Genomic DNA, 25,690 nt, shown 5'->3' with positions numbered 1-25,690 from the left:
TCTATCAACTATGAATAATGAAATACCTGCTCTATTTAATGAAGCCATTCGGATCAATAATGAGGGCTACCTGACCGTCACCAAGAATTGTGGCTCCTGAGATGCCTTGTATGGAAGGCAGGTATTTACCTAAACTCTTAATTACAATTTCGTTCTGTCCGATAAAATCATCTACCGCAAGCGCTGCAAGCTGTTCCCCCTTGCGGATGACTACAATTTCAACTTCTTCCTCTTCTTCATCGGTATATCCGCTGACACTGAACACTTTCGACAGCGATACGTAAGGAATCATAGAGTCTCTAAAGCTGATCATTCTTGAACCATGTACATGGCGGATTTTTTCTTTTTTGATAATGGCGGTCTCCACGATGGAGGACAACGGAATAGCATACTTTTCTTCACCAAGTCTAATCAGCATCGCTGCGATAATGGATAGCGTTAGCGGCAGCTGAACCGAGAAATTCGTGCCTTGTCCCGGCGTAGAATGGATCGATACATTTCCACCGAGCGAAGTGATCTTTGCCTTAACGACATCCAATCCTACGCCCCTTCCGGAAATATCCGATATTGTCTCAGCTGTACTAAATCCAGGAGCAAACAATAGCTGGTACACTTGCTCGTCTGTCATCAGTTCTCCCTCAGCTTCAGTAACAACACCACGGGAAATGGCCGTCTTCAGCAGCTTGTCGCGGTATATACCGGCTCCATCATCTTCGATTTCAATGAATACATGATTACCGCTGTGGAAGGCTCTTAAATGAATCGTTCCCGTTTCAGGCTTGCCTGCCTCGATCCGCTTGGATATCGACTCAACCCCATGATCCACGGCGTTTCGAAGCAAGTGGACCAGCGGGTCGCCAATTTCGTCAATTACCGTACGGTCAAGCTCCGTTTCAGCACCGGTGACGATCAAATCCACTTTTTTATCCAGCGATTTGGCCAGATCCCTTACCATTCTTGGAAAACGGTTGAATACGGTATCGACCGGGACCATTCGGAGCTTCAGAACAATATTTTGCAGATCTGAGCTCACTCTGCTCATATGAGATACGGTTTCTATTAGATCGGAATGATCCAGATCACTTGCCAGCTGTTCCAGTCTGGATCTGTCAATCAGCAGCTCACTGAACAAATTCATCAGCACGTCAAGCCGTTCAATATCCACTCTGATCGTTCGGTTCCCAACGGCAGCGCCGGCGGGCTTCGTATTGCTCTTCTCTGCTGCGGGCTTGGCCGGTTTAGCAGTTCCTTTATCCTTGTTACTAACTTCTGCTTTCTTCTCTTCGATCAGAGGGGTCTCTACAGAAGCTGCTGCTTCCTTGCTCGCGATCTGTCCCAGCATTTCTATTGTTAATGGTACGACTTCTGCCTTCTCAATCTCGGAAATATTCATAATCGCCTGCTGCAGCTCTTCCGGTTGCATTTGAGTTATGTAGTATAGTGAAAAATCGTAATCGAATTGGTCCTGCTCAATTTCTTGTACTGAAGGCTCTGTCTTAATAACCTCTCCGGAGCGCTCCAGCAAATCAAATACCATGTAAGCTCTAACGGATTTAAGCTGGCTTGACTTGCTGATGGTAACATGTACAAACACTGCACCCTGTCCATCTGCAATGGACTGCGTCAAGACAGACGCTTGAAATTCATCAAGTGATAATGCTGTTCCACTCGAAGCTGCATCTGAACTGCTGATCTGTGATGCAGCATCAGACATACTTGCTTCTCCGCTTTCAATCGCTTGCAGCTTATCTACAATCGCAGACACGTCAGCCTTGCCCTCACCGCCTGCCATAATATCCTGTACCATAGACTCGAGTGCATCCAAGCTCTGGAACAGAACGTCAAATATAGGCTCCTGCATCGTCAGCTTCTCGTTGCGGACCAGATCCAGCACATTTTCCATCTTATGAGTTAATGAGGCGAGATCTTCGAATCCCATTGTCGCAGCCATTCCCTTAAGTGTGTGGGCTGATCGAAAGATCACCTGAACTATGCTGATGTCCTCCGGATTATTTTCCAATTCGAGCATCTTTTCGTTCAATGATTGGAGATGATCATTCGACTCATCAATGAACATGGATAAATATTGATTCATATCCACTTTGTATTACCTCCTTTTATGAATTAACCGTTTCTAGTCACCGCTTTAACCAGTCTATCGGCCAGCTCCTCAAGCGGGAGCAGCTGATTTACACACCCGAGCTCTGCTGCAGCACGCGGCATCCCGTATACAACGCAGGTCTCCTCATTCTCAGCAAAAGTAGAAGTAACGCCTGCTTCGTAGAGACGTTTCATCATTCTTGCTCCATCGCTGCCCATCCCCGTCAAGATGGCTATATGTCTTTCGAGAGCAACATAGGGGAGTAAAGATTCGAATAACGTATCGACTGAAGGCCTGTGTCCATTCACGGGGTCCTCGCTGCCGAGCACAATCTCATATTCCGCATGACGATTCTCCCTAACTCTCATATGATAGCCTCCTGGAGCGATGTAAGCAGTTCCCGCCTTTAAAAGCATTCCATGAGCCGCTTCAACCACATGAATCTCACTGAAGGAATCAAGCCGGGCTGCCAGGGATCTGGTGAAATCCGGCGGCATGTGCTGAACGATGACAATCGGAGCCTCAAAATCCCCGGGGAAATGAGACAGCAGCGTTTTAAGTGCACGGGGTCCACCCGTCGAGCATCCGATAGCTACCAATTTGCTGAACGTACCAGAAGAAAGCGATACATCTAATTTCTTAGGCTTCTTCGTCTCGGCTGCTTCAAGAGAGGCTACGGCTTCGTGCTCTGCTTGAATTACAAGGGATGACCGTTTGTCAGGTTCCTTCTCCTTCTTGCTTGCTTTTGGTCTTGCTTTCTTCTCTGTTTCTTTTTTGGCTGTCTCTAATTCTTGTGCTAGTCTCTGAGTGATGGACTTAATGTCTTCCAGCTTGGTCTTCGCCGATCGGGGAGCGGAAATGTTCTTGCTCACTGATTCTGGAGGCGCAGATTTAGGCTCTTGAGCGATCGTTTTTTCAGGCGTCTTATGGTGGACAGCAGCATCTTTATTCTTTTTCCCAGCAGACGAAGCCGAAACCTCAGAGGGAGAAGCGATCCATGCTGCAACCTCATCCTTCTCCGCAGCTCTTCGGGCTCTTCGCTCCATCATCTGTACGGCTTCCTTCATCTGATTACGAAGCTCAGTCCCCACCTCATAAATGTCCTGACGAAATTGAACGGAAGGCTTACGTATAAAATCAAACGCACCGGCTTCCAGCGCCTTGATCGTTTCTTTGAGACCGGTCTCATTAATCCCTGACAGCATGATGATCGGAATTGGCTGCTCGGCCATAATGATCTTCAAGGCATCCAGCCCGTTTAATTCCGGCATTTCAACATCCATCGTAATTAAATCTGGCCGGAGACTTCTGGCTTTCTCAACAGCTTCCACACCTGTCGCAGCGGTGTCCGCTACTCGAAAAGAAGGATCCTGCTGAATTAAATCGGTAATAATCTTTCTCATAAATGCTGAATCATCAACCACAAGTACCTGATAGACTGACATGTAAGACACCTCTAAAGTAAATTCATCTTGTTTATTGGGCCGTCTTTCTCAACCACTTGGCAACAAATCCTCTTAAGCCCTGCCCACCGCTCGATATCGTTCTGCCCATCTCTGTGTAGCTCAGCGAGATTCGTTCCATATCCTTAGCAGCTGTGCAGTTCGGATACAGGGTAGTAAATGGCGTTTGCTTCTTAACCGCACGCATCACATGACTATCCTCAGTGACATACCCGAGCAGCGGAATATCAGCCCCCAAAAATCGTTTAGCAACCAGCTGTATCTTTGAGCTGACTTGGTCGGCCTCGCGCTTGTTCTCCGCCCGATTGACGATGATGCCGAATGGACTGTGACCGTTAATTTTGTGCATCATTTTGATGAGTGCATAAGCATCCGTGATCGCCGTGGGCTCCGGGGTCGTCACAACAATACATTCATCTGCAGCCGCGATAAAGCTTCTGTTCTCCAGTGATAATCCCGCACCGGTATCAAAGAAAATATAATCCATTTCCGAAGCCAGGCTCTCCAAATCAGTGGTGAATGCATCAATATCCTGTTCCGTTAGAGACAGAAGTTCTACGAATCCGGACCCTCCTGCGATATACGGAAGCCCCATCGGTCCGAGTTGTATAATCTCTGAGATCCTTTTCTCCCTGGTCAGCACATGATATAGACTGAATTTGGAGGAGACCCCCATAAGCACATCAATATTGGCCATTCCCATATCAGCGTCAAATACGAGAACCTTTTTGCCGGCGGCATGAATTTTTAATGCCAGGTTTAGAGTGAAATTGGATTTCCCTACTCCACCCTTGCCGCTTGCAACGGCAATTAATTTAGCCTGTTTCTTCGCTGTTTGCTTCTTTATGCGATTCTCTTCCGTAATCTTCGGAATGGGCCTTGCTGCCATCAATTCTCTAAGAGATGCAGCCTGATCACTCATTCTCATCACTTCCCATTATGCAATCTGAGAGCGTCCTGGCATCCGGCACCATAAGATCATCTGGCACATTCTGACCAACCGCTATGTAAGACAGTGCCACAGGGTAACGGTGCAGAACATTAAGAATGGAACCGAGACTATCCGTTTCATCCATTTTGGTAAAGATGACTTTGGACAGGCCATATTTGGTGAAATGGTCCAAAATGACGAGCATATCCTCTGTCTTAGAGGTGAGGCTCAGTACTAGCACCATCTCGCTGTTGGGTTCATCGAGAAGCAGGCTGTTCAGTTCAGATACCAGCATTTCATTACGATAGTTACGTCCTGCGGTATCCATAAAAATAAGATCACAATCTGCAAGGCGTTCTAGGGCCCGCTTGGTATCTGCCGGTGACTGAACCACCTCTAGCGGAACTCCCAGTATTGCGGCATAGGTTCTCAGCTGCTCGACAGCGGAGATCCGGTACGTATCCGCAGTAATAAGCCCGACCTTGCGCTTGTACTTAAACATTTGCTCAGCAGCCAGCTTGGCAATGGTCGTCGTCTTACCCACGCCCGTAGGTCCCGCAACGTAAACAATACGTGTATCCTGCGCAATTCCAGCATCTATTCGTGCTTCAAGGAATTGCCTTATCTCTTCCTTGACTAGTGCCAAGCCACTCTGCTCGGTCTGTTCCGTCCACTGCTCCTGTACTTCATCAATCCATTTCATCCATAATTCATCGATGACACCCTGCTGAATCAGTTTGACACGTGCTTCATTCAGATTGCTCGGCAGCACGGCTTCATGGGCATCTCGCTTAGCAAACGAAGTCATCATCTGCTTCAACTGCTGTATTTCAGTCAGCAGAGCCTGATCGGTAGAAGCGGAAAAATCCGCCCCTTCCGGGTGCGGCTCCTGAACAGGAAGTGATGGAAGGACTGATGAATGTGGTCCCCTGTAGGATGGATTCGCTTGCTTCACATCCTCCTGTTTTTCCTTGGCCGGTGCTTGTTCTCCGTTATTCATACCTTGTGCTACTTTGCGGTAAGCATCTGGGGCCATTGCTCTTGGTATTGGTCTTGGCTGAGCCGGAGAGACCGGCGGGCTTGCTTGCAGATTGGCCGGTGCCCCCGAACCCGCCTGCTCCTCAACCGCCGCTACGACCTCTATCTTTTGCTTGCGGAACAGTCCGGCAAAACCGCCTGTCTTGATCGATTTCGTCGACAAGATGACTGCATCTGCTCCTAGCTCACTGCGAATCAGGCCCATTGCCTCGGGCATGGTATCCACTATATATTTTTTCACTCTCATAGATTAACCACCCCGATACTTTGAATTTCAACATTAGGCTCCAGTTCGCTGTAGGACAACACCGGTATATCCTGCATCGTTCTTTCGATCAATTGCCGCAAATACATCCGGATTGTCGGTGAAGTAAGCACGATCGGTTGTTGACCCGTCTGAATCAGCCGATTCACTTGCTCCATCAGCTTCTGATACAGCGTCTGACTAGCTACTGGATCAAGCGCAAGATAGCTTCCTTGCTCCGTCTGCTGGACACTCTCGGCAATCTTCTTCTCCAGATTCGGTCCAACCGTAATGACCCGCATCGTCTCCCCTTTTTGGGTATACTGCTGTGTAATCTGTCTGGATAGAGCTTGTCTGACATATTCCGTAAGTACATCCGGATCCTTCGTATAGGTACCGTAATCCGCGAGCGTCTCAAAAATAGTCACCATATCTCGGATCGAGATTTTCTCACGAAGCAGTTTAGCCAGTACTTTTTGAACATCTCCAATGGATAATACAGATGGAATCAGCTCATCAACCAGTGCAGGATAATTCTCTTTCAAGTTATCCACAAGAGCTTTCGTTTCCTGACGACCCAGGAGCTCATGTGCATGCTTCTTAATCATTTCGGTCAAATGCGTTGCCACAACCGAAGGTGGATCTACAACGGTATAGCCGGACAGTTCGGCGCGATCCTTGGTTGCTTCATCGATCCATAAGGCGGGAAGGCCAAATGCAGGCTCGGTTGTCTCAATTCCGGTTATAGAATCATCATCATATCCTGGACTCATCGCCAGATAGTGATTGAGCAGAAGCTCGCCGCTCCCGACAATATTTCCTTTAATCTTAATCACATATTCACTGGGTCTTAGCTGAATATTGTCTCTTATCCGAATTACCGGAACGACGAGTCCCAGCTCAAGAGCACATTGTCTTCGAATCATGATGATACGATCGAGCAAATCTCCACCCTGCCCTGTATCTGCTAAGGGAATAAGTCCATATCCAAATTCGAATTCGATCGGATCCACTTGCAGCAGGTTAATTACACTTTCCGGACTACGCACCTCTTCAATCTGCTGCTCTTCTTCCATCTGTTCGTCACTAATCTGCTGTTTATTCAAATTCTGCTGCATCTTCCAGCCAGCGAAGAAGAGAAGTAACGCAAGCGGCAGTGTTGTAATCAGCTGAATGGGTGTGAAGAATCCTAGGAATGCTACCGTCGCTCCAACAATATATAGAAGCTTTGGATAGGAGAAGAGCTGGGATGTAATATCATCCGCCATAGTACCATTAGAAGCTGCACGCGTAACGATAATACCGGATGCGGTAGAAATAAGCAGTGCAGGGATCTGACTGACCAATCCATCACCGATCGTTAGCAGTGAATAAGTAGACAATGCATCACCAAAGCTCATGCCCATCATTATCATCCCAATGATAAAACCACCGACAAGATTAATGATCAGGATAACGATACTGGCAATTGCATCTCCTTTAACAAACTTGCTCGCACCATCCATCGCTCCGTAAAAGTCCGCTTCGCGTTCGATTTTGCTTCTGCGCTCTTTCGCTTGATGCTCATTAATAAGTCCTGCGTTCAAATCCGCATCTATACTCATCTGCTTCCCGGGCATCGCGTCGAGGGTGAAACGAGCTCCTACCTCCGCTACGCGCTCCGAGCCTTTCGTAATGACAATAAATTGAACGACGACCAGGATCAGAAACACGATGAAACCGATAACCGGCTGCCCGCCTGAGATCCAGCTTCCGAACGTGGCCACAACCTGACCGGCATAAGCATCCTGCAAAATATGCTTTGTCGTTGCAAGGTTAAGTGCCACACGAAATAGAGTCGTCACAAGCAGCAAGGAAGGGAATATGGAGAATTCCAGAGCTTCCTTCGTATTCATCGCTACCAGCAATATAACCAAAGCTATTGCGATGTTGATAACCAGCAGTGCATCAAGTAGTCCAACAGGAATAGGGAGAATCATCATTAGCACGATGCCGATGATCCCGATCAGGATTGATAGGTCTTTAATTTTCACTAGTTTCCATGCCTCCGATTCCCCTTATGATTCGATCTTCCTTTTAATTTGTAAACATAGGCAAGAATTTCAGCGACAGCCTGGAAGAGATCCGCCGGAATTGAATCTCCGATCTCTGTCCTTTGGAACAAGGCTCTGGCTAGAGGCTTGTTCTCCATTAGCGTCACTCCATGCTCTTTGGCGATCTCCCGAATGCGCAGCGCCATATGATCTGCGCCCTTCGCTATGACCGTAGGAGCCTCCATTTCATTGCCATCATATTTCAAAGCGACTGCAAAGTGAGTAGGATTCGTAATGATGACGTCCGCATTGGGAACTTCCTGCATCATCCGCTGCATCGCCATACGTCTTTGCCGTTCGCGAATTTTCGCTTTAATGAGAGGGTCTCCCTCCATCTTCTTATACTCATCCTTGATGTCCTGTTTGGACATTCTAATGTTCTTCTCATGTTCGTATCTCTGATACATGTAATCCAGGATAGAAAGCACAAATAAGGCTGCGCCAATATTGATTCCAAGGTCCAGCGTCATTTCCGCTGCGAATTTCAAGATTCCATCCAGTGACAACAGGCTGAGGCCTGCGAATTCATCACGTGCACCCCATAAGATGTCATAAACCAAATAGCCAATAATGACGAGCTTAAGAACGGACTTTAACAGTTCTACAAGGGCTCGCATGGAAAAGATGTTCTTGAAGCCCTTGATCGGATCCAGCTTGCTGAATTTAGGAGTGACTCCTTCGCCTGTCAGCAAAAATCCCACCTGAATATAATTGGCCGCAAAACCAATGATCACCGCGATGGCAAAGATCGGAGCAAGGAGGATAAGTATCTCCATTCCAAACTGTCCGAACATAACCATTACGTTCTCGCTCGTTACTTGCATGTTCAGCCTGTTAACAAAGATATCCTTGAAGAGGTCTGCAATGCGTTCCTTGTAAAATTCACCAAAGATGAGCAGACACATGAAACAGGAGAGTAAAATGGCTGCTCCGGATATTTCCATACTTTTGGCCACTTGGCCCTTTTTACGAGATTCCTGACGTTTTTTCGGGGTAGCCTTCTCCGTCTTCTCCCCTGAGAACATCTGCAGGTCCAGTTTAAATCTCATTGCTGCTACCCCCGCCACCGCAGATTCAAGCCTTAAGCTCCTTGTTTAATCACTTCCAGAACTCCCTGCATAGCTTCAAACATGACTGCGAATAAATTTTCAAATAAATATAACAAGCCTGGTATAGTGATCAGCATCATCGCGAGTCCTACCAGAATTTTTAACGGAACACCTATGACAAACACGTTGAACTGCGGCGCAGTTCTTGCTAAGAAGCCGAGACCCACATCTGTCATAAACAGAGCGACAACAAGAGGTGCTGCCAGCTGAAATGCGAGCATAAACGCCTGAGCGAAGGCTGTTATGATTAACTCAGCGATATTCCCACTTGCGATTGCTGCAAAAAAATCATTCCCTACCAGCGGTACCCACTCGTAGCTGTACACGATTGCATCCAGCATTCGATGATGACCGTTCATGGTTAGAAACAACAGGACAGCAAAGGCATACTTCACATTCCCTGTCAAAGGAGCAGCTGCGCCTGTCATGGGGTCGTAGACATTTGCCATCCCAAACCCGATCTGAATATCGATAAATGCACCTGCTGTTTGGATCGCTGTGATCATGAGTAGTGCGATGTAGCCCAGCAGCAGACCCATCAGTATTTCTTTCACAATGAGCAGAATGTATTGACCATCCATCGGAATTGACTGGCCCAAGCCAAATGTGAGGTACACAATGACGGTAATAAAAAAAGATATTCCGATCTTAAATACCCCTGGAACCCCTGGCGTAGAAAATATAGGTGCTGCTACAAAAAATGCTGTAATTCGACAAAAAATAAGCAGAGCGACAGAAAAACCTTGAAGCATCATCTCCATGTTTGTATATGCCTACCCGATATAAGTATGAAGATTATTCAAAATGTTAAATGTAAAATCGACCATTGTTGCAAGTATCCATGGCCCAAATAACAACAGTGCCACTAGCACCGCAATAATCTTGGGAACAAAAGCCAGTGTTTGCTCCTGGATCTGTGTCGTCGCTTGAAAAATACTGATAATAAGACCTACTACAAGCCCTAATACAAGCATTGGTGCACTGATTTCCAGTGCGATAAAAATTGCTTGCCCTGCCAGTTCAATGATAAAATCGGACGTCATGGCCGCTTGCCTCCAATGTCTAGATGCGCCCTAGTTTAAGGACTGAAACTTAATAACAGAGATTTTACGACCAAATACCAGCCATCCACCAGAACAAAGAGAAGGATCTTGAAGGGCAGTGATATCATGACCGGCGGGAGCATCATCATCCCCATCGCCATAAGTACACTCGACACGACAATATCAATGACTAGAAATGGAATAAATATCATAAAGCCCATCTGAAATGCAGTTTTCAATTCACTTATGGCATAGGCCGGAACAAGTACATGTAAGGGAATATCCTCATAGGACTCGGGTTGCTCCGCTCCGGTGTATTCCATAAACAGCAGCAGATCCTTCTCTCTTGTATGAGAGAACATGAATTCCTTCATCGGCTCAGCTGCCTCCTCCAGTGCTTCCGTCTGAGTAAGCTCTCCTCTCAGATAAGGCTGGAGTGCGACTTCATTCATTTGTGATATGGTTGGAGACATAATAAACAAGGTCAGAAAAAGGGCCAGTCCGACAAGCACTTGGTTCGGCGGCATTTGGTTCGTTCCGAGCGACGTTCTGACAAAGCTCAGGACGATAACGATCCTAGTAAAGCTTGTCATTAATACGAGAATTGCAGGTGCAATGCTTAATACCGTAATGAGTAAAATAATAGATAATGCACTTGTGCTCGGTTCTTCGCCTTCCGTATTCCCGAACTCAATGGAGATATCAGGGATCGGCTGTGCCGCAAAGGCCTCTGTACCATTGAATACCGTCAGGCACACCCACAACAGACATGCAACTACAATCTTCTTATTCATGAATCCCTCGACCGATCTCTAGTATCTTCTTGAAGCCAGTCTTCCATCTGTTCCTTGCGATCTGGCATTCCTTGAAGTTTCTGTTCAAATAATTGCTTAAAATCAGCTTCATCAACTTCTTCAGACTTGGCCCGATTTCGGTTAAGCCGGGTCTTCAGCTTCTCAATCGTTGAGAGGAGTGATGCTGTTTCCCTTCCTTCAAGCTCGAATTGCTTCATTAGCTGACTGATCTCCTCGGGATCAGCTAAGGTATCAATGACATTGATATCCTCACCAACCCCAAGGATATATAGTTTACTGCCTATTTCAACGATTTGAATGGATTTGCTCGGTCCAAGACCGACTCCGCCAACAATTCTCATCGCTTTCTTTTGGAAAAAATGTTGATTCTTACGACCCAGCCAGCGTATAAGCAGCACGATGGCTGCGATGATCGCAATAAGGACTATAATTACCCATAACAGCTGGCCATAATAGCTGGTTTCCATCGGTATCGATTAAATGCCTAACGTCTTATTAATTGCTTCGATAACACGATCGGATTGGAACGGCTTCACGATGAAGTCCTTCGCACCTGCCTGAATGGCGTCAATAACCATTGCCTGCTGTCCCATTGCAGAACACATGATGACTTTAGCATTAGGCTCGATTTTTTTGATCTCCTTCAATGCAGCAATACCGTCCATTTCTGGCATGGTGATATCCATGGTGATCAAGTCAGGACGAAGCTCCTTATACTTTTCAATAGCCTGTGCTCCATCTTGCGCTTCTCCCACAACCTCAAACCCGTTTTTTGTCAGAATGTCCCGAATCATCATTCTCATAAATGCTGCGTCGTCCACGATTAGAATTCGATTTGCCATGTTAGTTAAAATCCTCCCCAAAAATTATGCTTATTGTATTTTCTGTAGTCGGTCCCATTCACTGATGATATCTGTTACACGTACACCAAAGTTCTCGTCAATAACAACGACCTCGCCCTTAGCGATCAGCTTCTGGTTTACAAGAATATCTACAGGCTCACCGGCAAGCTTGTCCAGTTCAATAATTGATCCCTGAGATAGTTCCAAAATATCCTTAATTTGCTTCTGGGTCCTTCCTAATTCTACGGTGACTTTAAGCGGTATGTCCATCAATAAATTCAAATTATTGTCGCTTTGCTGCCCAAAATTTCCATTTTGAAAGTTTGCGAATTGTACTGGTTGCACATTTACACCGCGTGCGTGCATATTTCCGTAATGCTGTGGTTCGTTATACTGCATATTCGGCATTTGCTGCGGCATCTGTTGCTGCATTGGCGGCATCGCTGTTTGTCCCTGCCAAGGGTCCTGATATGGCATGCTTGGCATCTGCATCGGTTCAGATGGTGCAGAAGGCATACTATTCGGATGCTCCTGCGGAGTGTGTACCGTAGGCTGCGCTGCCTGAGCTGGTGGTACTGGTTCAGTCATCTCCTCGACCGCTGCAGCAGCTTCATTTGCAGCTTCATCCATAGGATCAGACGAACCATGGATCAGCATATGAACCATATTTTTCGCAAAATCGACTCTTAACAGCTGCATAATGTTCGAATCAATTAAATCTCCAATGAGCAGTCTGAAGGATACCTTAATCAGCGTTTCGTCCATTGGGAAATTGTTGAGCCCTTCACCGCTGGACATATTCAAAATGTCGATGCTTGGCGGCGAAATATTTACAAAGCGATTAAACAAAGTGGACATGGAGGTGGCTGAAGACCCCATCATCTGGTTCATTGCTTCTTGAACCGCACTGATATGAATTTCATTCAGTTCCTCATCCTGCGGATTCCCTTCACCGCCCAGCATCAAGTCAGCTATCACCTGCGCGTCGCGCTTTTTGATCACAAGGGAATTAATTCCTTCAAATCCATCTACGTACGTAACATGTACGGTAACATGTGGTTTGGGGAACTCCTCTTCAAACTGTGACTTATTAATAATCGAAATTTTAGGTGTTGTTATATCTACTTTATTCCCGAGCAAGGTGGACAGCGCTGTTGCCGCACTCCCGAAGGTAATGTTGCCAATTTCGCCCAGTGCATCCTGCTCGAGCGGTGTGAGATAATCGTCAACCGTCTTGATTACAGGCTCTCCGCTGGAAATGGATTCAGATTGCTTCAATAGAGCATCTATCTCTTCCTGGGACAAATAATCTTTACTCGTCAAGCTCTTCAACTCCTTCAATCAGAATCTCATCGATCTGCACGGCTACTCGATCTCTAAGTGTACCGGGACTTCCCATAAATTTAGCTCGTTCCCCCACCTTGATCGTCAGCCCTTCCTCAACCGGCTTATTTAATGTAATGACATCTCCGACATTCAAGGATAGAAACTCTGCTATGGAAATATTCGACTCACCTAGTTCTGCGATAATGGGCAATTTCGCTTTTTTAACTCTTTCTTTTAAGGCTACGACTTCCTCAGGCGCTCTCGATTTCTTCTCGGATATAAACCACTGATGTGTCGACAGCTTGGACATGATCGGTTCAACTACCACATGCGGAATACATAAATTTATCATTCCTGTGGTGTCACCGATCTTGGTGCTGAGCGAAATAAGAGCAATGGTCTCGTTCGGAGATACAATCTGCATAAACTGCGGATTCGTCTCCAGTGCTTCCATTCTTGGTGTGATATCAAGTACCGTCTTCCACGCTTCTTGCAGGCTGTCGAATGCTTTGCTAAATATTCGTTCCATAATGGTAGTTTCAATCTCAGTCATTGAGCTGTTCTTGGCTGATGAGGTCCCGGGCCCGCCCAGTAAACGATCCAGCATCGCGTAGGCAACGTTGGGGTGCACTTCGAGCACCATTCTGCCTTGGAGCGGCTCCGCTTCAAATATGTTCAAGATCGTCATCTTCGGTATGGACCTGATAAACTCGTCATAAGGCAGCTGCTCAACCTGAACAACATTAATTTGAACAAAAGTTCGTAATTGTGCTGAAAAATAAGTCGTCAGATACCTCGCAAAGTTCTCATGTATACGCGTCAGGCTTCGAATATGATCCTTCGAAAAGCGTACTGCACGTTTAAAATCGTAGGATCTGATCTTTCGCGCGGTTTCTTCCTTCTTGAGCTCTTCAGCATCCATCTCCCCAGAGGAAAGAGCAGCGAGGAGGGCATCAATCTCATTCTGTGAAAGTACATCAACCATTTATCTCACCCCCTTGCAGAAATAAAAATGAACTTGCCTAAGCTGCATTTTACAAGCCTGCTACCACGATAGAAGTTATTTTACTTTCCGTAACTCTGCCGCTTGGCAGTTCTTTATTAATGAGCTCTGTGAGCTCACTCAGGAACAAATCACGGTTCTTGCCGGACTCAAGCTGCTCAGGCTGAGTATCAGCTAGTTTCTGCAGTATAGCGGGCTTGATTTGAATTTCCTTGATCTTCTCAAAATCTTCTTTGGCTTCCTTGGAGTTGACCTGGAAAGCGAGGTTCAATTGCACAATATTCGTATATCCTGCAAGGTTGGTCTTGATGTCTGTAATTTCTGAAGTCAGCTCTACGATTTCATCTGCGGATAAATGCTTCGTCGCTGTACTTTCAGCCACTTCCTGATTTGAGCTCTCATCTGCATTTGTCCGATCTACTAACAGAACCACAGCAAGCACGATCAGGGTAATGCCAAGCATGATCGTAGAAAGCCAGGGTAACATCTTTTTCATATTAGGAATCCTCCGTTTGCTGCTGCACTTTTATCGTTGCTGCATGTATGCCTATTTCACCGTTATACTCTTTGATCTTGTTAATGATTTCGTCTGCCTTTTCTAATACAATCAAACGTTTACCTGTAACGAGAGTGACGTATGTATCCGGTGTTTCTTCTACAGTTTCTACGAGCAGCGCATTTAACCACATGGATGAACCATTTAATCTCGTCACTAATATCATGGGTTTTCCTCCCGCTTAAGTGCCTAAGGGAAGCTGTCAGCCTCCCCTAAGCTATCAAATTATTAACGCTTGAGGTTTACGACTTCAGTAAGCACTTCATCAGAGGTTGTAATAATACGTGAATTCGCTTGGAATCCGCGCTGTGCCACGATCATTTCTGTAAATTCACCTGTAAGATCGACGTTCGACATTTCCAGCTGTCCTGTAACAATCGCTCCAGTACCTGCTTCAGCGTCATTGGCAGTGACGATTTCAAGCTCTCCTTCTGGATTGGCATTCAAGGTCATACGGTACAGGTTGCCTCCCATTTTCTCAAGACCACCCGGATTTGCGACAAGTCCAATCCCTAGCTGAACATCTGCTGCTACGGTTCCATCCGCAAGCTGTGTATTAATCGTGCCATCCTGACCAATTGAAAAAGCCACCACTTCAGGGTCGATCACGATCGCTGCTCCATCGGAATCAAAGACAAACAATCCGTCAGAAGTCAGGAGATTACCATTTGCATCCACATGAAAATCACCAGCACGTGTAAGATAAGGCGGTTCTTGACCATCCGTAAGACCTACAAGAAAGAATCCATTTCCTTCGAGACGCAAATCCGTAGGATTGTTTGTCGTCTGGGCAGACCCAGCGAGGTGCAATGTATCAATTGAACCCACACTCACTCCAAGACCTACCTGTTTCGCATTTACTCCTCCACTCTCATCAGTTGGCGCGGTTGTTCCGGAGATCGTCTGGCTCATAATATCCTTGAACATTACCCGGCTGGATTTAAATCCGGTCGTATTCACATTCGCAATATTGTTACCGATCACATCAAGCTTGGTTTGGAATCCTCTCATTCCGGACACTCCGGAATACATAGACTTCAGCATTTCGCACTACCTTTCTTTTGTTCAGTTATTTTTGCCGCTTCAGTCGGTCCACGGCATGAAGGCTCTCCGTTTAGGGCCAGCCGGTTAAGATATAATTACTGCACTGTCAATCTGAGTAAATACATTGTCACTCATGGAATCCCCGTTCACTGCGGTTACCACAGTGCGGTTCGGTACATTTACAATAAAGGCCGTATCCTGCATCAGCACCAGCGTTTCCTTTGCTCCTTTTGCTGCCGCCTTATCAATTGCATCACCGAGCTTCATCAGCTGCTCATTCCCAAGCTCGATTCCACGCTGTGCAAGCCTTTTGGAAGCATGATGACTGAGCTTGACCCACTCCTGATTTAGCAGCTCTTGAAAAGAAGTTCCTGCCGCTGAGGAGCTCGTGCTCTTCTTGTTGACATCTCGAAGGCTTCCGGGTGTAACCGGTCCTGTATACAGCTGGCCTACTCTTAAAATGTCACTCATACCTGTGTACCGGATTGATCTTCAGACGATTCTTCATCAGCGAGCTCTGCATCTGGCTGCTGCACTTCTTCTCCCTCTGCTGGTGCTGGATCACTGATTTGTATGATGTCTGTGAGGGCTACTTCTTCATCACCGATCATGGCATACTGAATTTGATCACGAATTATGATGGACTCAACCTGTCCAGTAAGCACACCCGATTCTCCCGACTCCGCATCTTTTCCGATCCAGCTTACATTTTTGCCAATCAATCCGGATGCTGCTCCTAGAGATTGTGCCAAGCTCTCCAGCTGGCCTGAAATATTGGTTAACTGTTCGACTGAAGTAAATTGTGCCATCTGAGCGATAAATTCTTTATCCTCCATCGGCTGCATCGGGTTCTGATTCTGCAGCTGGGTTATAAGAATTTTGAGGAATTGATCCTTGCCCATCTCCTGCGTTGATTTTCTGCTGGCTGCGGCCACATTGCCCGCGGAATAGTTCGGCCATACATTAGATGTTGAGATTATGTCTGCCACTCGTTACCACCTCACTTCCTATCAAGCTTTGGCTGTAAAGCCTTGGGTACGTTCTGCTGAAGGGAAGACCTCCAGTCCTTGCTGTTCTCGCATCCATGTTCGAAGCTCATCCTGCATTTCTACCGCCTGAATGGCATCTTCATCTCTTTGCTCACGTTCCCTGGATCTCCGTTCTCCTCCGGACTGTCCATTAGAACCTCCCCCATCCTGATACATATGGGAAGATAGTGATGTGTTCTGTGTGACTTCCAGTCTTTCGACTTGGATCCCCTGAGCCTGGAGTGTGGCTCTCAGCTGAGTGATCTGCTGCTCGAGCAAATCCTTGGCTATCACCTGCTCTGTCATAAAACGGGCAACGAGTTGTCCATTCTGCATGGATAGCTGAACATCAACCTGCCCTAAATGTTCCGGCCGCAGTGAAATGACCGCCTCCGCTACGCCGTTCTGTTTAACAAACTCGAACTTTTGAATGACAAACTCAGACATATCCTTCACAAATTGCCCCGCAGGTATTGCCATCTCAGATTTTGCAACGGGTGTTTGAACATTACCGCTGCGCAGTACGAGCTGACCCGCTGTTGTAGGTTCATTCTCTTTCCCTTGTTCACCATCTGAGGTTGAAGCCGAAGAGTCCGTCTCTTCAACGATGCTGGTCTTCGAAGCTTCTGTTGGAACAAGCTTGCCGGCTTCCTTGTCTGTCACCTGATTGGAGTCCTCCGTGGTGCTAACGGTACTCGTGCTGTCCTCACCCGCAGCTTTGAGCAGTTGCTCCATTAATGCAGAGCTGGCATACTGGATCACAGCTTCCTTATTCGAAGACATATTTACGACTGTTGCTATTTGTTCTGTTACAACCTGTAATTTCTCTAGAGACTCTGTACTTATATCTGATTTTTGTAATAAATTCTTGAGAGAAGTAATCAGCTCTGTATGTAGGCTCTGCTGCACCAGGGCTTGTCCATCTGAACTCTTCTTCCCGCTCGCTTCAACCACTTGCTGTAATGCCTCTTGCACCGCATATTGGATCGTGTTCGGATCATTAGCCAGGATATTAACTATTTGCTGTGAAGTAGAATCCGATGATTCACTGCCTTCCTGAGCCGCTGGGTAATATGCATTCATGAATTGCGAGAGCCAAGCATTTAAATCGGCTAATAATTCTGAATCCTCTAGCAGAAGCTTCTCTTTGGAGTCTTCCAACGCTTTGATCAGGTTCTCAATCAGCTGTTCTGCTGCTGCGAATAGCTCTGACTCATCCTGCAGTGCCAGATTCATTTCCTCCTCGGAAGCCGCCGTCATTCCGGCTGCGGCCATTAAAGTAAATAATCCCGCTTGATTGACGTCAGATGTGCTGCTGCCAGAAGATGAAGTTGTCCCCATCAATCCCTGTAGCTGTTCGAGAAAGGAAGGCTGCGTACTCGATCCCGTTCCGCTGCTGTTTCCTGCAAGTGTGCTGCTTGTTGATTCGACAGTCTGTGTCATCGCCATTTGCGGCAAGAAAGATATCATTTCTTTTTTTCACCTCCTTTCAAATCGCAAATTAAAGTCTATTTCCCACCCATAAGTCTATTCAGGATTTTGGCAGAAGCTTCTTTGTCAATGCCAGACATGCTGTCAAGGAGTTCTGCTCTCTTGGCATCATCAACCGTCTTAAGGATCGTAATGGCCCGATCAGAGCTGATCTTGTTCATCTCCAGAATAAGCTCTGCACCGCTTGCAGCCGACATGGATGAGAACGTTTGAGTAAGCTCATTCTGGTCCAGATTCCGACTGTTATTGGTCTGCGCCGTCTCTGCTGCGGGCTGACTTGCCGCGAGCTTCGATTGCAATGCCGCGATTGCCTTCACCTCTGATGTTGTTACTTCCTTGAGAGCTGAAGTCAATTCAGCAGCAGACTGTGGATTCATTTTCTCTAGAATGCCTATTCGTTCATCCGATTTCATCTCTGATAGAAGCTGTACCTGCTCTTCTTTTGTCATACTCTGAATAATTGGTGCCGCTTTGCTAGGCTTCATCTCACCATACATCTTGGCCAGGTCTCTGATCTCCTGCACATAAGGATCGACCTGTTCCTCGCCATCTTCCGTTCTGCTATCCTTCGCTTGCTCCAGCTGCTTAATTTCTTCTTCTAACTGTTTCACTTTGTCATCCTGCTGTGTCTTTTGCGCTTCTGCCTCGGCCAGATCCTTCTCAGCAGCCTCAAGGTCTGCTTTCAAAGTTTCGATTGTAGCCTGATCGCTCTCCATTTGCTGCTCCAGCTTTCTCTCTTTGACCAATTCAGGATCAAGTGCATCTTCAGGAATCCATTCTCTAACAATCGGAACTTGGCTTAAGAAAGCCATAGCCTTATTCTTGAAGTCACCGTTCAGTACGATGAGAAGTGCGGTAACGAGAACAGCTGTAAATACGATCGGGACTGCGATTACAAGGAATTTTTCCCATCCGCTGCTGGACTCTCGCTCCAGCTCTTCCTTATCCTTGCCTACCAAAACTCATACCTCCTCCGGCGCATTTCCTCACGTCACTGTCATTAACGTGCTTTGACTGCAAAGCGCACCGTTGCCATTTCATCCAGTTCATTTTGTTCCCGAAGGAGCATTTCCTGTTGAAAATGCATTTTTGCTTTTTCTCTTGCTTCCATCCAAACCTTCTCGTCCAGCATCTTGTCATTCAAAAAATCCTGATTCTTCTTCACGTTCACCTGTGCATAAGCCACGTCGTTGTTCTTACGGCTGATACATTCGTCCAGATAATGAATATATCGGTTCATTTCCTGAAGATTCGCAGCAGATAATGACTGCTGAGATGACGATGAGATGCCTTGGAGCATATTCTCTTTATCTTGAACCAGCTCCATAAGATGCTGCTCCTCTGACTTCAGCTTCCCAATTGCGGAGGATAGCAGCCATTCAGCTTGTGTTTTTTCAGTGGATTTAAGATCGACAACCTTCTGAAAATGATACGTGAATCTCATAACTTACTTGTTCATCTCCTCGAAAATTCTGTAATCAATCTCTGCATAACCTCGTCCAAATTCGTCTTCTCATCTACTTTTTGGCGAGTAAAATCCCAAATATCTCCGATTCGGTCGATAGACTCGTCAATTTCCGCATTAGAGCCTTTTTGATAAGCACCTATGTTAATCAGATCCTCCGAGTTCTTGAACACGGACATCAGTCTCTTTATATTTTCGGCAGCCTCAATCTGATCGCGGGGGGCAATGTCCTTCATCACCCGGCTTATACTCGCCAGCACATCAATGGCTGGGAAATGCCCTTTGTTGGCAATGCCCCGATTGAGCACGATGTGCCCATCGAGAATCCCTCTGACCGCATCGGCAATCGGTTCGTTCATATCGTCACCATCTACCAGCACGGTATAAAAAGCAGTGATTGAGCCCGTTGGTCCTGTACCCGCTCTTTCCAGCAATTTAGGGAGACTCGCAAATACAGACGGGGTATAACCTCTCATAGCGGGCGGTTCCCCAACGGCTAGACCAACCTCCCGCTGGGCCATCGCATATCTCGTAACAGAGTCCATCATCAGCATCACATTCATGCCTCGATCTCGGAAGTACTCTGCAATGGTTGTCGCAATGAGCGCCCCCTTAATCCTCACCAGTGCAGGCTGATCCGAGGTCGCAACGATGACAACAGACCGTTCCAATCCTTCTGGTCCCAAATCCCGCTCAATGAAATCGAGCACCTCACGTCCGCGCTCTCCAATCAGTGCGATGACATTCACATCAGCTGATGTATTTCTTGCGATCATACCCATAAGTGTACTTTTCCCTACCCCGGATCCGGCAAAAATACCTACACGCTGGCCTTTACCAATCGTGAGCAGACCGTCGATAGCCCGAACGCCAATGCTTATCGGCTCTTGAACTCTCGGCCTATTGAGCGGGTTAATGGGCGTACTAGAGGTGGAATAATGCTGCATTCTCGCGGGTATTAATGATCCATCCAGCGGCTGACCTAACCCATCCAGCACTTTTCCTAGCAGCTCAGATCCCACCTGTACATTCAGCGGTTTTCCTGTACCTACGACATCACATCCAGGGCCGATGGATTGCAGATCTCCAAGCGGCATCAGAAGCACTTTATTGTCTCTAAACCCGACAACCTCAGCCTTCAAAGGTGTCGATGACTGGCTGGGATAGATGAGGCATACATCCCCTATGCTGGCGTCTGGACCTTCCGACTCCACCATCAGCCCGATCACCTGCGTTACTTTTCCATTAATGCGAATCGGATCCAAATGTTTGAGCTGATCAATATATCTGTGTGAGCTAAGCACCTTCATACTGTCCTCGCTCCTCCTGATCAAGTGCGACTCTGATCAATTCCTTCTTGATCTCCGTCAATTGGGTATCTATTCTTGCATCCACACTTCCGTATGCTGAACGGATAACACAGCCACGGTCCTTGACAGAAGCGTCAGGCAATATCTTCAGCTCGGCTTGAGAATCAATTGCGAAGCTCAATTCCTCTCTCGCTGCTTGAACAAAGGAGAACTGGGATGGAGCGACACATAGAGTAATGACCCCTTGCTCTCGTTTGCGAGATAGATTCTTCTTGATCAGATCGAGCATGAGATCCGTATCCTCAGTCAGCTGTCTGTCAATGATTTTCTCCGCGATCGCACTGCTGAGCTCAACGAGGAAGGGCTCTGCTTCCTGGATGATCTGGTCCTTCGCTTGGTATGCTTCATTTAGCACTGCTTGAGCTTCAAGCATCTTAATCTCCACTTGCTCCTGAAGCTCCTTCTGTGCTTTGTCACACCCTTCGTCATATCCCTGTTTAAAACCCTCGGAGCGCAGCGCCTCAACTAAATGCTCATCCTGTAATCTTTTTTCTTCCCACCAGGCCTCGATCTGAGCTCTGCCCTCCTGCAGCATCCGTTCCGCTTCTTCTGCCGCTTCACGAATCTGCCTTTCTGCAAATTCTTTCGCATTATGAAGCATTTCTTCTTTTAGTTTTAGCGTTTCCTCATCAACACTCGGTTGTTGACCGATATGAGAAGTAACATCCAAATTGTCCGTAATTTGTTCCTCCTGCAGCTTATCTCCATACTCATGAACAGGTCTCAGCTGTTTGTGAGTATCCACCGGGACGTATTGGAAGGACTTAATCAAATTAGACAACGATATCATCTCCTCCGCCGCGAGCTATAATAATCTCACCAGCTTCTTCCAATCTTCTGATCGTTGCGACAATTCGAGTCTGTGCTTCTTCCACATCACGAAGCCTTACAGGACCCATGTACTCCATCTCTTCCTTGAACGTTTCGGACATGCGTTTCGACATGTTCGTGAATATCGCTTGACGCACTTCTTCACTCGCCACTTTAAGGGCAAGCTGCAGATCGGCATTGTCGATATCACGGATAATGCGCTGAATTGAACGGTTATCCACATTAACGATGTCTTCAAATACAAACATCCGTTTCTTAATTTCTTCTGCAAGCTCTGGATCTTGAATTTCGAGAGAGTCGAGAATGGTACGCTCTGTTCCCCGATCGACACCATTTAGAATCTGAACAATGGATTCAATACCGCCGGCATTAGTATAATCCTGAGTCACCGTTGCAGACAGCTTCTGTTCCAGAACCCGTTCCACTTGTGAAATGACTTCAGGAGAAGTGCTGTCCATGACGGCTACGCGTCTTGCGACATCGGCCTGTTTGTCCTGCGGAAGCGAGGACAGAATGGCTGCTGCCTGCTCAAATTGCAGATAGGACAGTACTAGCGCAATAGTCTGCGGGCTCTCGTTCTGAATGAAGTTAAGAATTTGATTCGGATCCGCTTTACGAGCAAAATCAAACGGTCTGACCTGAAGTGTAGCGGTTAGACGATTGATAACCTCCAGTGCTTTTTGTGATCCGAGTGCTTTTTCCAAAATTTCCTTGGCATAATTGATGCCGCCCTGCGAGATATACTCTTGAGCCAAGCAAATTTGATGGAACTCGGACATAATCAATTCTTTCTCTCCTGAATCCACCTTACGAACATTGGCAATTTCCAGCGTCAATTGTTCGATCTCTTCATCTCTCAAATGCTTGAAGATCTGCGCAGACACTTCAGGTCCTAATGTTATAAGCAATATGGCGGCTTTCTGCCGGCCTGTTAATCCGTTCCCCTGCTTAACCAACTCGTTCACCTCTATTCATCAGCTAGCCATGTACGAAGCAGGTTAACAAATTCATCTGGTTTCTTCTTGGCGAGTGTTTCCAGCTGTTTGCGCACTTGGCTTTCATTCGTGACTGTTTCCAAATTAATGGACGGGAACTCTGTAGGAACCTGGAGCGGAATATCTTCTTCGAACTCTTCTTCCTTGTTGCGCCGTCTTCTGTATATTAAATATCCACCGCCAGCAAGCAGTAATGCAGCGGCTGCAGCCAGCCCCCAGATCATGCCTGATGTGAGCTGAATTCCGGTTTGTTCCGCTTCTTGCACTTGTGCTGGTTTCTCAGTGACAGATACTCTCTGAGTCACTTGGTCTTCAGTATATTCAACCCCTGAGTTCGACAATGAGGATCTGACAATATTTTTAAGCACCTCTCTGATCTGTTCCGTGGTGTCTGATGTTTCATCGTCTTGATCATCATTTGGACTACCAGGTGATTCAACTGCTACATTAATGGTTAAATCTTTAACAACGTATGGACTCTGTACGATTTCTTTAGCAATGCGGTTCACTTCGTAATTGATGACAGAAGAGCTTTCTTCACCACTTGTGGTGGAAGCATCGGCTGCCGGGTAATTGACGACATCTTCTTCTCCAGTGCCAGCAACTCCGCCATCAGCAGAACCTCCGCCAGTATAACTGCTTTGAATATCCTGGACGCTGATTTCGATCCCCCTCATATTTTCTTCATCTACAGGAGTAACGAGATTTTGCGTTTCATTGACCTTGTCAAAGTTCAGATTAGATGTTACAAGCACGTCAACATTACTGCTGCCTGTAATACCCGTCAAAAACTCTCTGACTGTTTTCTCAATGTCCTCTTCATATTGCTTCTGAAGCTGCATGTTCTCCTGCACTTCACCGAGAACACTTCCACCACCGCGCTCCGTAGGTACGAGCTCCTCGCCTTGATCTGTTGAAATCGTAATATTCTCAATTGGCAGATGTGGAACAGCTGTTTTCAGCAAATTGAAATATCCGTCAACGGCCGCCTGCGAAGGCTGATACCCTGGTTGAAATTGAAGCACCGCAGATGCGGAAGCACTATCTTGAGCTGATGATGCAAACAAGCTTTCTTTTGGAAGATTAACTAGGACTTTAGCCTCAGATATCCCCTGCATACCTAATAGCATCTGCTCGATTTCACCATTAAAAGCATTGGCATACTTTACTTGGAATTCTTTGTCCGTCATACCCATTGCTGACGAGCCCTGCTCAAAGATGTCATATCCGATCGATCCATTCTGAATCAAACCTTGGGAGCCGACATCGACTTTTACACGAGCCGCTTGGGTACTTGGTATGGAAATTTCAGAGCCATCTGCGTTCAATTGAAACGGAATATTACCTGATTCCAAATAGCTGATTACTCCAGCAGAATCTCCTGCATCCAGCCCCGTAAACGCAACCTCATATTCCGTCTTGGAGAACTGTATCGTTAGAACCACAATCGCAATGATCAGGAATAAGACGGTCGAAATTAACATTACTTTTTGTTTTTTCGTAAATTTGTTCCAATACGCGGAAACCTTGTCCTTATATTGGGCAATTCTTTCGTTCACTGTGTCACCTCATCCGAAACTTTGCTATAAACATAAACTACATTTGGATCCGCATGATTTCCTGGTAGGCCTCGATTACCTTGTTTCGAACTTGGGTTGTCAGTTGCAGACTTAGGAGAGCCTGCTGTGATGCGACCATAACCTGATCAACATTTACGTTGCCAAGTACAAACTCGGTTGACATTTCGCTCGCATGTTTTTCTTGATCTGCCACTTGAGTGATTGCATCTTCAAGGTAGGAAGAGAATTGATTGATGGTTTCTGTTGGGGTCGAATTGCCCTGTGTCATGTTAACCTTAGGGGTTTGGATAGCTGAAGCTTTAAACATCGTATTTTCGATCACGATTTTCCCTCCCATTATCTTCACGATTATGTATTCACATCATTTTTCTCTAGCTTATTTCTAACGTCCGATCTCCAGTGCTTTCATCACCATGGCTTTGGAAGCATTAAGGGCAGTAACGTTTGCTTCATAGGATCTTGATGCACCTATTAAATCTACCATTTCTTTTGTTGTATCCACGTTAGGCATGTACACATACCCTTCTGCATTTGCATCCGGATGTGTCGGATTGTATACCGGCTTCAGTGGTGCCGTGTCCTCTTCAATCGCCGCGACTTTAACTCCCTGACCCACATTTCCGCCTTGCATCTCATTGTCTAGCATCTGCTTGAAGCTGGGCTGATTGGACTCGAGTACAACCATTTTTCGCTTGTATGGAACGGCTTCACCATTCTCGATCTTTGCTCTTGTCGTTTCACTGTTCGCTATATTCGAAGAAATCACATCCATGCGAAGCCGCTGAGCAGTTAATGCAGAAGCACTGATATCAAAGCTCTTACTGATGTTCACTTATGATCTATCTCCCTTCGGTTGCAGTGCGCATAATCTTGATATGTTCATTCACCAATTGAATATAAGAGTTATACCGCAGCTGATTTTCCGCCAAAAGACTCATTTCCTTATCTACGTCAACATTGTTGTCATTATTGCTCATAGCTGTACTGTTATCGGTGGTTGTGACAGCTGCTGGAATGAAAGAACTAGGACCAATGGGTATGTGTCTCTCATTCGTACGTCTTCCAGTTAAAGTCGGTGTTCCTTGCATTTCCTGTGCAAGCAGCTGCTCGAAGTGAACCTCTGAACGTTTGAAATAAGGAGTGTCACTATTCGCTATATTATTAGTAATCGCAAGTTGTCTGACGTTAGCTGCATCAATTCCTGCTTGCAATGTTCGAAAGCTTACATCATTCAGAAGATTAATCCTCGTCCTCTCCTTCCAGAATATTTAAACTATTACCATTTGAAAAATGAGACCTAGTTCAAATAATTTCGACAAATA

At 46.3% G+C, this 25,690-nt stretch carries 28 protein-coding genes; all 28 read right to left on the bottom strand.

Translation table 11 applies throughout. The annotated features are described in order from the left end of the window. Nucleotides 1-31 precede the first annotated feature (31 nt). The 28 genes from ACFSVM_RS06590 to flgB all read right to left on the bottom strand — a co-directional run bounded on the left by ACFSVM_RS06590 (nucleotide 32) and on the right by flgB (nucleotide 25,612). On the bottom strand, nucleotides 32-2,101 hold the full coding sequence (locus ACFSVM_RS06590) for a chemotaxis protein CheA (RefSeq protein ID WP_076311131.1): 2,070 nt from the start codon (nucleotides 2,099-2,101) through the stop codon (nucleotides 32-34). A gap of 23 nt (nucleotides 2,102-2,124) precedes the next feature. Continuing rightward, a complete protein-coding gene (cheB, locus tag ACFSVM_RS06585) occupies nucleotides 2,125-3,546 on the bottom strand; it encodes a protein-glutamate methylesterase/protein-glutamine glutaminase (protein ID WP_379260981.1) in 1,422 nt (473 codons plus the stop codon). A gap of 31 nt (nucleotides 3,547-3,577) precedes the next feature. Then, complete coding sequence (locus tag ACFSVM_RS06580; protein WP_076311133.1) at nucleotides 3,578-4,486, bottom strand: MinD/ParA family protein; 909 nt, start codon at nucleotides 4,484-4,486, stop codon at nucleotides 3,578-3,580. Next, nucleotides 4,479-5,780, bottom strand: coding sequence for a flagellar biosynthesis protein FlhF (gene flhF, locus ACFSVM_RS06575; protein ID WP_379260979.1), 1,302 nt, complete (start codon nucleotides 5,778-5,780; stop codon nucleotides 4,479-4,481). The genes ACFSVM_RS06580 and flhF overlap by 8 nt, the downstream gene beginning before the upstream one ends. Further along, nucleotides 5,777-7,810: a flagellar biosynthesis protein FlhA gene (gene flhA, locus ACFSVM_RS06570; protein ID WP_379260977.1), complete on the bottom strand. Its 2,034-nt coding sequence runs from the start codon at nucleotides 7,808-7,810 to the stop codon at nucleotides 5,777-5,779. Before flhA ends, flhF begins: the two co-directional genes overlap by 4 nt. Next, complete coding sequence (gene flhB, locus ACFSVM_RS06565; protein ID WP_379260975.1) at nucleotides 7,810-8,919, bottom strand: flagellar biosynthesis protein FlhB; 1,110 nt, start codon at nucleotides 8,917-8,919, stop codon at nucleotides 7,810-7,812. The genes flhA and flhB overlap by 1 nt, the downstream gene beginning before the upstream one ends. Nucleotides 8,920-8,951: 32 nt before the next feature. Beyond that, complete coding sequence (gene fliR / locus ACFSVM_RS06560) at nucleotides 8,952-9,740, bottom strand: flagellar biosynthetic protein FliR (RefSeq protein ID WP_076311137.1); 789 nt, start codon at nucleotides 9,738-9,740, stop codon at nucleotides 8,952-8,954. Between the two features lie 12 nt (nucleotides 9,741-9,752). Further along, nucleotides 9,753-10,022 (bottom strand): flagellar biosynthesis protein FliQ, encoded by a 270-nt coding sequence (fliQ, locus tag ACFSVM_RS06555; RefSeq protein ID WP_076311138.1) that lies wholly within the window; start codon nucleotides 10,020-10,022, stop codon nucleotides 9,753-9,755. Nucleotides 10,023-10,057: 35 nt separating this feature from the next. Beyond that, nucleotides 10,058-10,816, bottom strand: coding sequence for a flagellar type III secretion system pore protein FliP (gene fliP, locus ACFSVM_RS06550; protein ID WP_047909708.1), 759 nt, complete (start codon nucleotides 10,814-10,816; stop codon nucleotides 10,058-10,060). After that, nucleotides 10,813-11,304, bottom strand: a complete 492-nt coding sequence (locus tag ACFSVM_RS06545; protein WP_076311139.1) for a flagellar biosynthetic protein FliO — start codon at nucleotides 11,302-11,304, stop codon at nucleotides 10,813-10,815. Before ACFSVM_RS06545 ends, fliP begins: the two co-directional genes overlap by 4 nt. A gap of 9 nt (nucleotides 11,305-11,313) precedes the next feature. Next, entirely contained in the window at nucleotides 11,314-11,679 is a 366-nt protein-coding gene (locus ACFSVM_RS06540) for a response regulator (protein ID WP_047909710.1), read from the bottom strand. Between the two features lie 30 nt (nucleotides 11,680-11,709). Then, nucleotides 11,710-13,002 (bottom strand): flagellar motor switch phosphatase FliY, encoded by a 1,293-nt coding sequence (gene fliY / locus ACFSVM_RS06535; protein WP_379260969.1) that lies wholly within the window; start codon nucleotides 13,000-13,002, stop codon nucleotides 11,710-11,712. Continuing rightward, complete coding sequence (gene fliM, locus ACFSVM_RS06530; protein ID WP_076311141.1) at nucleotides 12,992-13,990, bottom strand: flagellar motor switch protein FliM; 999 nt, start codon at nucleotides 13,988-13,990, stop codon at nucleotides 12,992-12,994. Before fliM ends, fliY begins: the two co-directional genes overlap by 11 nt. 49 nt (nucleotides 13,991-14,039) lie before the next feature. Continuing rightward, complete coding sequence (locus ACFSVM_RS06525; protein WP_047909713.1) at nucleotides 14,040-14,504, bottom strand: flagellar basal body-associated FliL family protein; 465 nt, start codon at nucleotides 14,502-14,504, stop codon at nucleotides 14,040-14,042. A 1-nt stretch (nucleotide 14,505) separates the two neighbouring features. Then, nucleotides 14,506-14,730: a flagellar FlbD family protein gene (locus ACFSVM_RS06520; RefSeq protein WP_047909714.1), complete on the bottom strand. Its 225-nt coding sequence runs from the start codon at nucleotides 14,728-14,730 to the stop codon at nucleotides 14,506-14,508. Between the two features lie 62 nt (nucleotides 14,731-14,792). Next, nucleotides 14,793-15,608, bottom strand: a complete 816-nt coding sequence (flgG, locus tag ACFSVM_RS06515; protein WP_076311142.1) for a flagellar basal body rod protein FlgG — start codon at nucleotides 15,606-15,608, stop codon at nucleotides 14,793-14,795. Between the two features lie 84 nt (nucleotides 15,609-15,692). After that, entirely contained in the window at nucleotides 15,693-16,079 is a 387-nt protein-coding gene (locus ACFSVM_RS06510) for a TIGR02530 family flagellar biosynthesis protein (protein WP_076311143.1), read from the bottom strand. Then, on the bottom strand, nucleotides 16,076-16,597 hold the full coding sequence (locus ACFSVM_RS06505; RefSeq protein ID WP_076311144.1) for a flagellar hook capping FlgD N-terminal domain-containing protein: 522 nt from the start codon (nucleotides 16,595-16,597) through the stop codon (nucleotides 16,076-16,078). The genes ACFSVM_RS06510 and ACFSVM_RS06505 overlap by 4 nt, the downstream gene beginning before the upstream one ends. Before the next feature lie 21 nt (nucleotides 16,598-16,618). Continuing rightward, nucleotides 16,619-18,106 (bottom strand): flagellar hook-length control protein FliK, encoded by a 1,488-nt coding sequence (locus ACFSVM_RS06500; protein ID WP_379260964.1) that lies wholly within the window; start codon nucleotides 18,104-18,106, stop codon nucleotides 16,619-16,621. A 38-nt stretch (nucleotides 18,107-18,144) separates the two neighbouring features. Continuing rightward, nucleotides 18,145-19,086 carry a MotE family protein gene (locus tag ACFSVM_RS06495; RefSeq protein ID WP_090722983.1) on the bottom strand — a complete coding sequence of 314 codons (942 nt, stop codon included), beginning with the start codon at nucleotides 19,084-19,086 and terminating at the stop codon, nucleotides 18,145-18,147. A 41-nt stretch (nucleotides 19,087-19,127) separates the two neighbouring features. Next, nucleotides 19,128-19,571 carry a flagellar export protein FliJ gene (fliJ, locus tag ACFSVM_RS06490; RefSeq protein WP_047909720.1) on the bottom strand — a complete coding sequence of 148 codons (444 nt, stop codon included), beginning with the start codon at nucleotides 19,569-19,571 and terminating at the stop codon, nucleotides 19,128-19,130. An 11-nt stretch (nucleotides 19,572-19,582) separates the two neighbouring features. Next, entirely contained in the window at nucleotides 19,583-20,902 is a 1,320-nt protein-coding gene (fliI, locus tag ACFSVM_RS06485; RefSeq protein ID WP_076311147.1) for a flagellar protein export ATPase FliI, read from the bottom strand. Then, entirely contained in the window at nucleotides 20,889-21,743 is an 855-nt protein-coding gene (locus ACFSVM_RS06480; RefSeq protein WP_076311148.1) for a FliH/SctL family protein, read from the bottom strand. Before ACFSVM_RS06480 ends, fliI begins: the two co-directional genes overlap by 14 nt. Continuing rightward, entirely contained in the window at nucleotides 21,736-22,749 is a 1,014-nt protein-coding gene (gene fliG, locus ACFSVM_RS06475; protein ID WP_047909723.1) for a flagellar motor switch protein FliG, read from the bottom strand. The genes ACFSVM_RS06480 and fliG overlap by 8 nt, the downstream gene beginning before the upstream one ends. 11 nt (nucleotides 22,750-22,760) lie before the next feature. Then, nucleotides 22,761-24,347, bottom strand: coding sequence for a flagellar basal-body MS-ring/collar protein FliF (gene fliF / locus ACFSVM_RS06470; RefSeq protein WP_076311149.1), 1,587 nt, complete (start codon nucleotides 24,345-24,347; stop codon nucleotides 22,761-22,763). A gap of 37 nt (nucleotides 24,348-24,384) precedes the next feature. Further along, nucleotides 24,385-24,705 carry a flagellar hook-basal body complex protein FliE gene (gene fliE / locus ACFSVM_RS06465; RefSeq protein WP_256209623.1) on the bottom strand — a complete coding sequence of 107 codons (321 nt, stop codon included), beginning with the start codon at nucleotides 24,703-24,705 and terminating at the stop codon, nucleotides 24,385-24,387. A gap of 45 nt (nucleotides 24,706-24,750) precedes the next feature. Beyond that, nucleotides 24,751-25,200: a flagellar basal body rod protein FlgC gene (gene flgC, locus ACFSVM_RS06460; RefSeq protein ID WP_076311151.1), complete on the bottom strand. Its 450-nt coding sequence runs from the start codon at nucleotides 25,198-25,200 to the stop codon at nucleotides 24,751-24,753. Between the two features lie 7 nt (nucleotides 25,201-25,207). Then, nucleotides 25,208-25,612, bottom strand: coding sequence for a flagellar basal body rod protein FlgB (gene flgB / locus ACFSVM_RS06455; RefSeq protein WP_076311152.1), 405 nt, complete (start codon nucleotides 25,610-25,612; stop codon nucleotides 25,208-25,210). Nucleotides 25,613-25,690: the final 78 nt, after the last annotated feature.

The organism is Paenibacillus shunpengii (assembly GCF_042684905.1).
Taxonomy (GTDB): Bacteria; Bacillota; Bacilli; order Paenibacillales; family Paenibacillaceae; genus Paenibacillus; species Paenibacillus shunpengii.
Note: the sequence above shows the minus strand (reverse complement) of the source record. Positions and strands in the feature narration are given on the sequence as shown.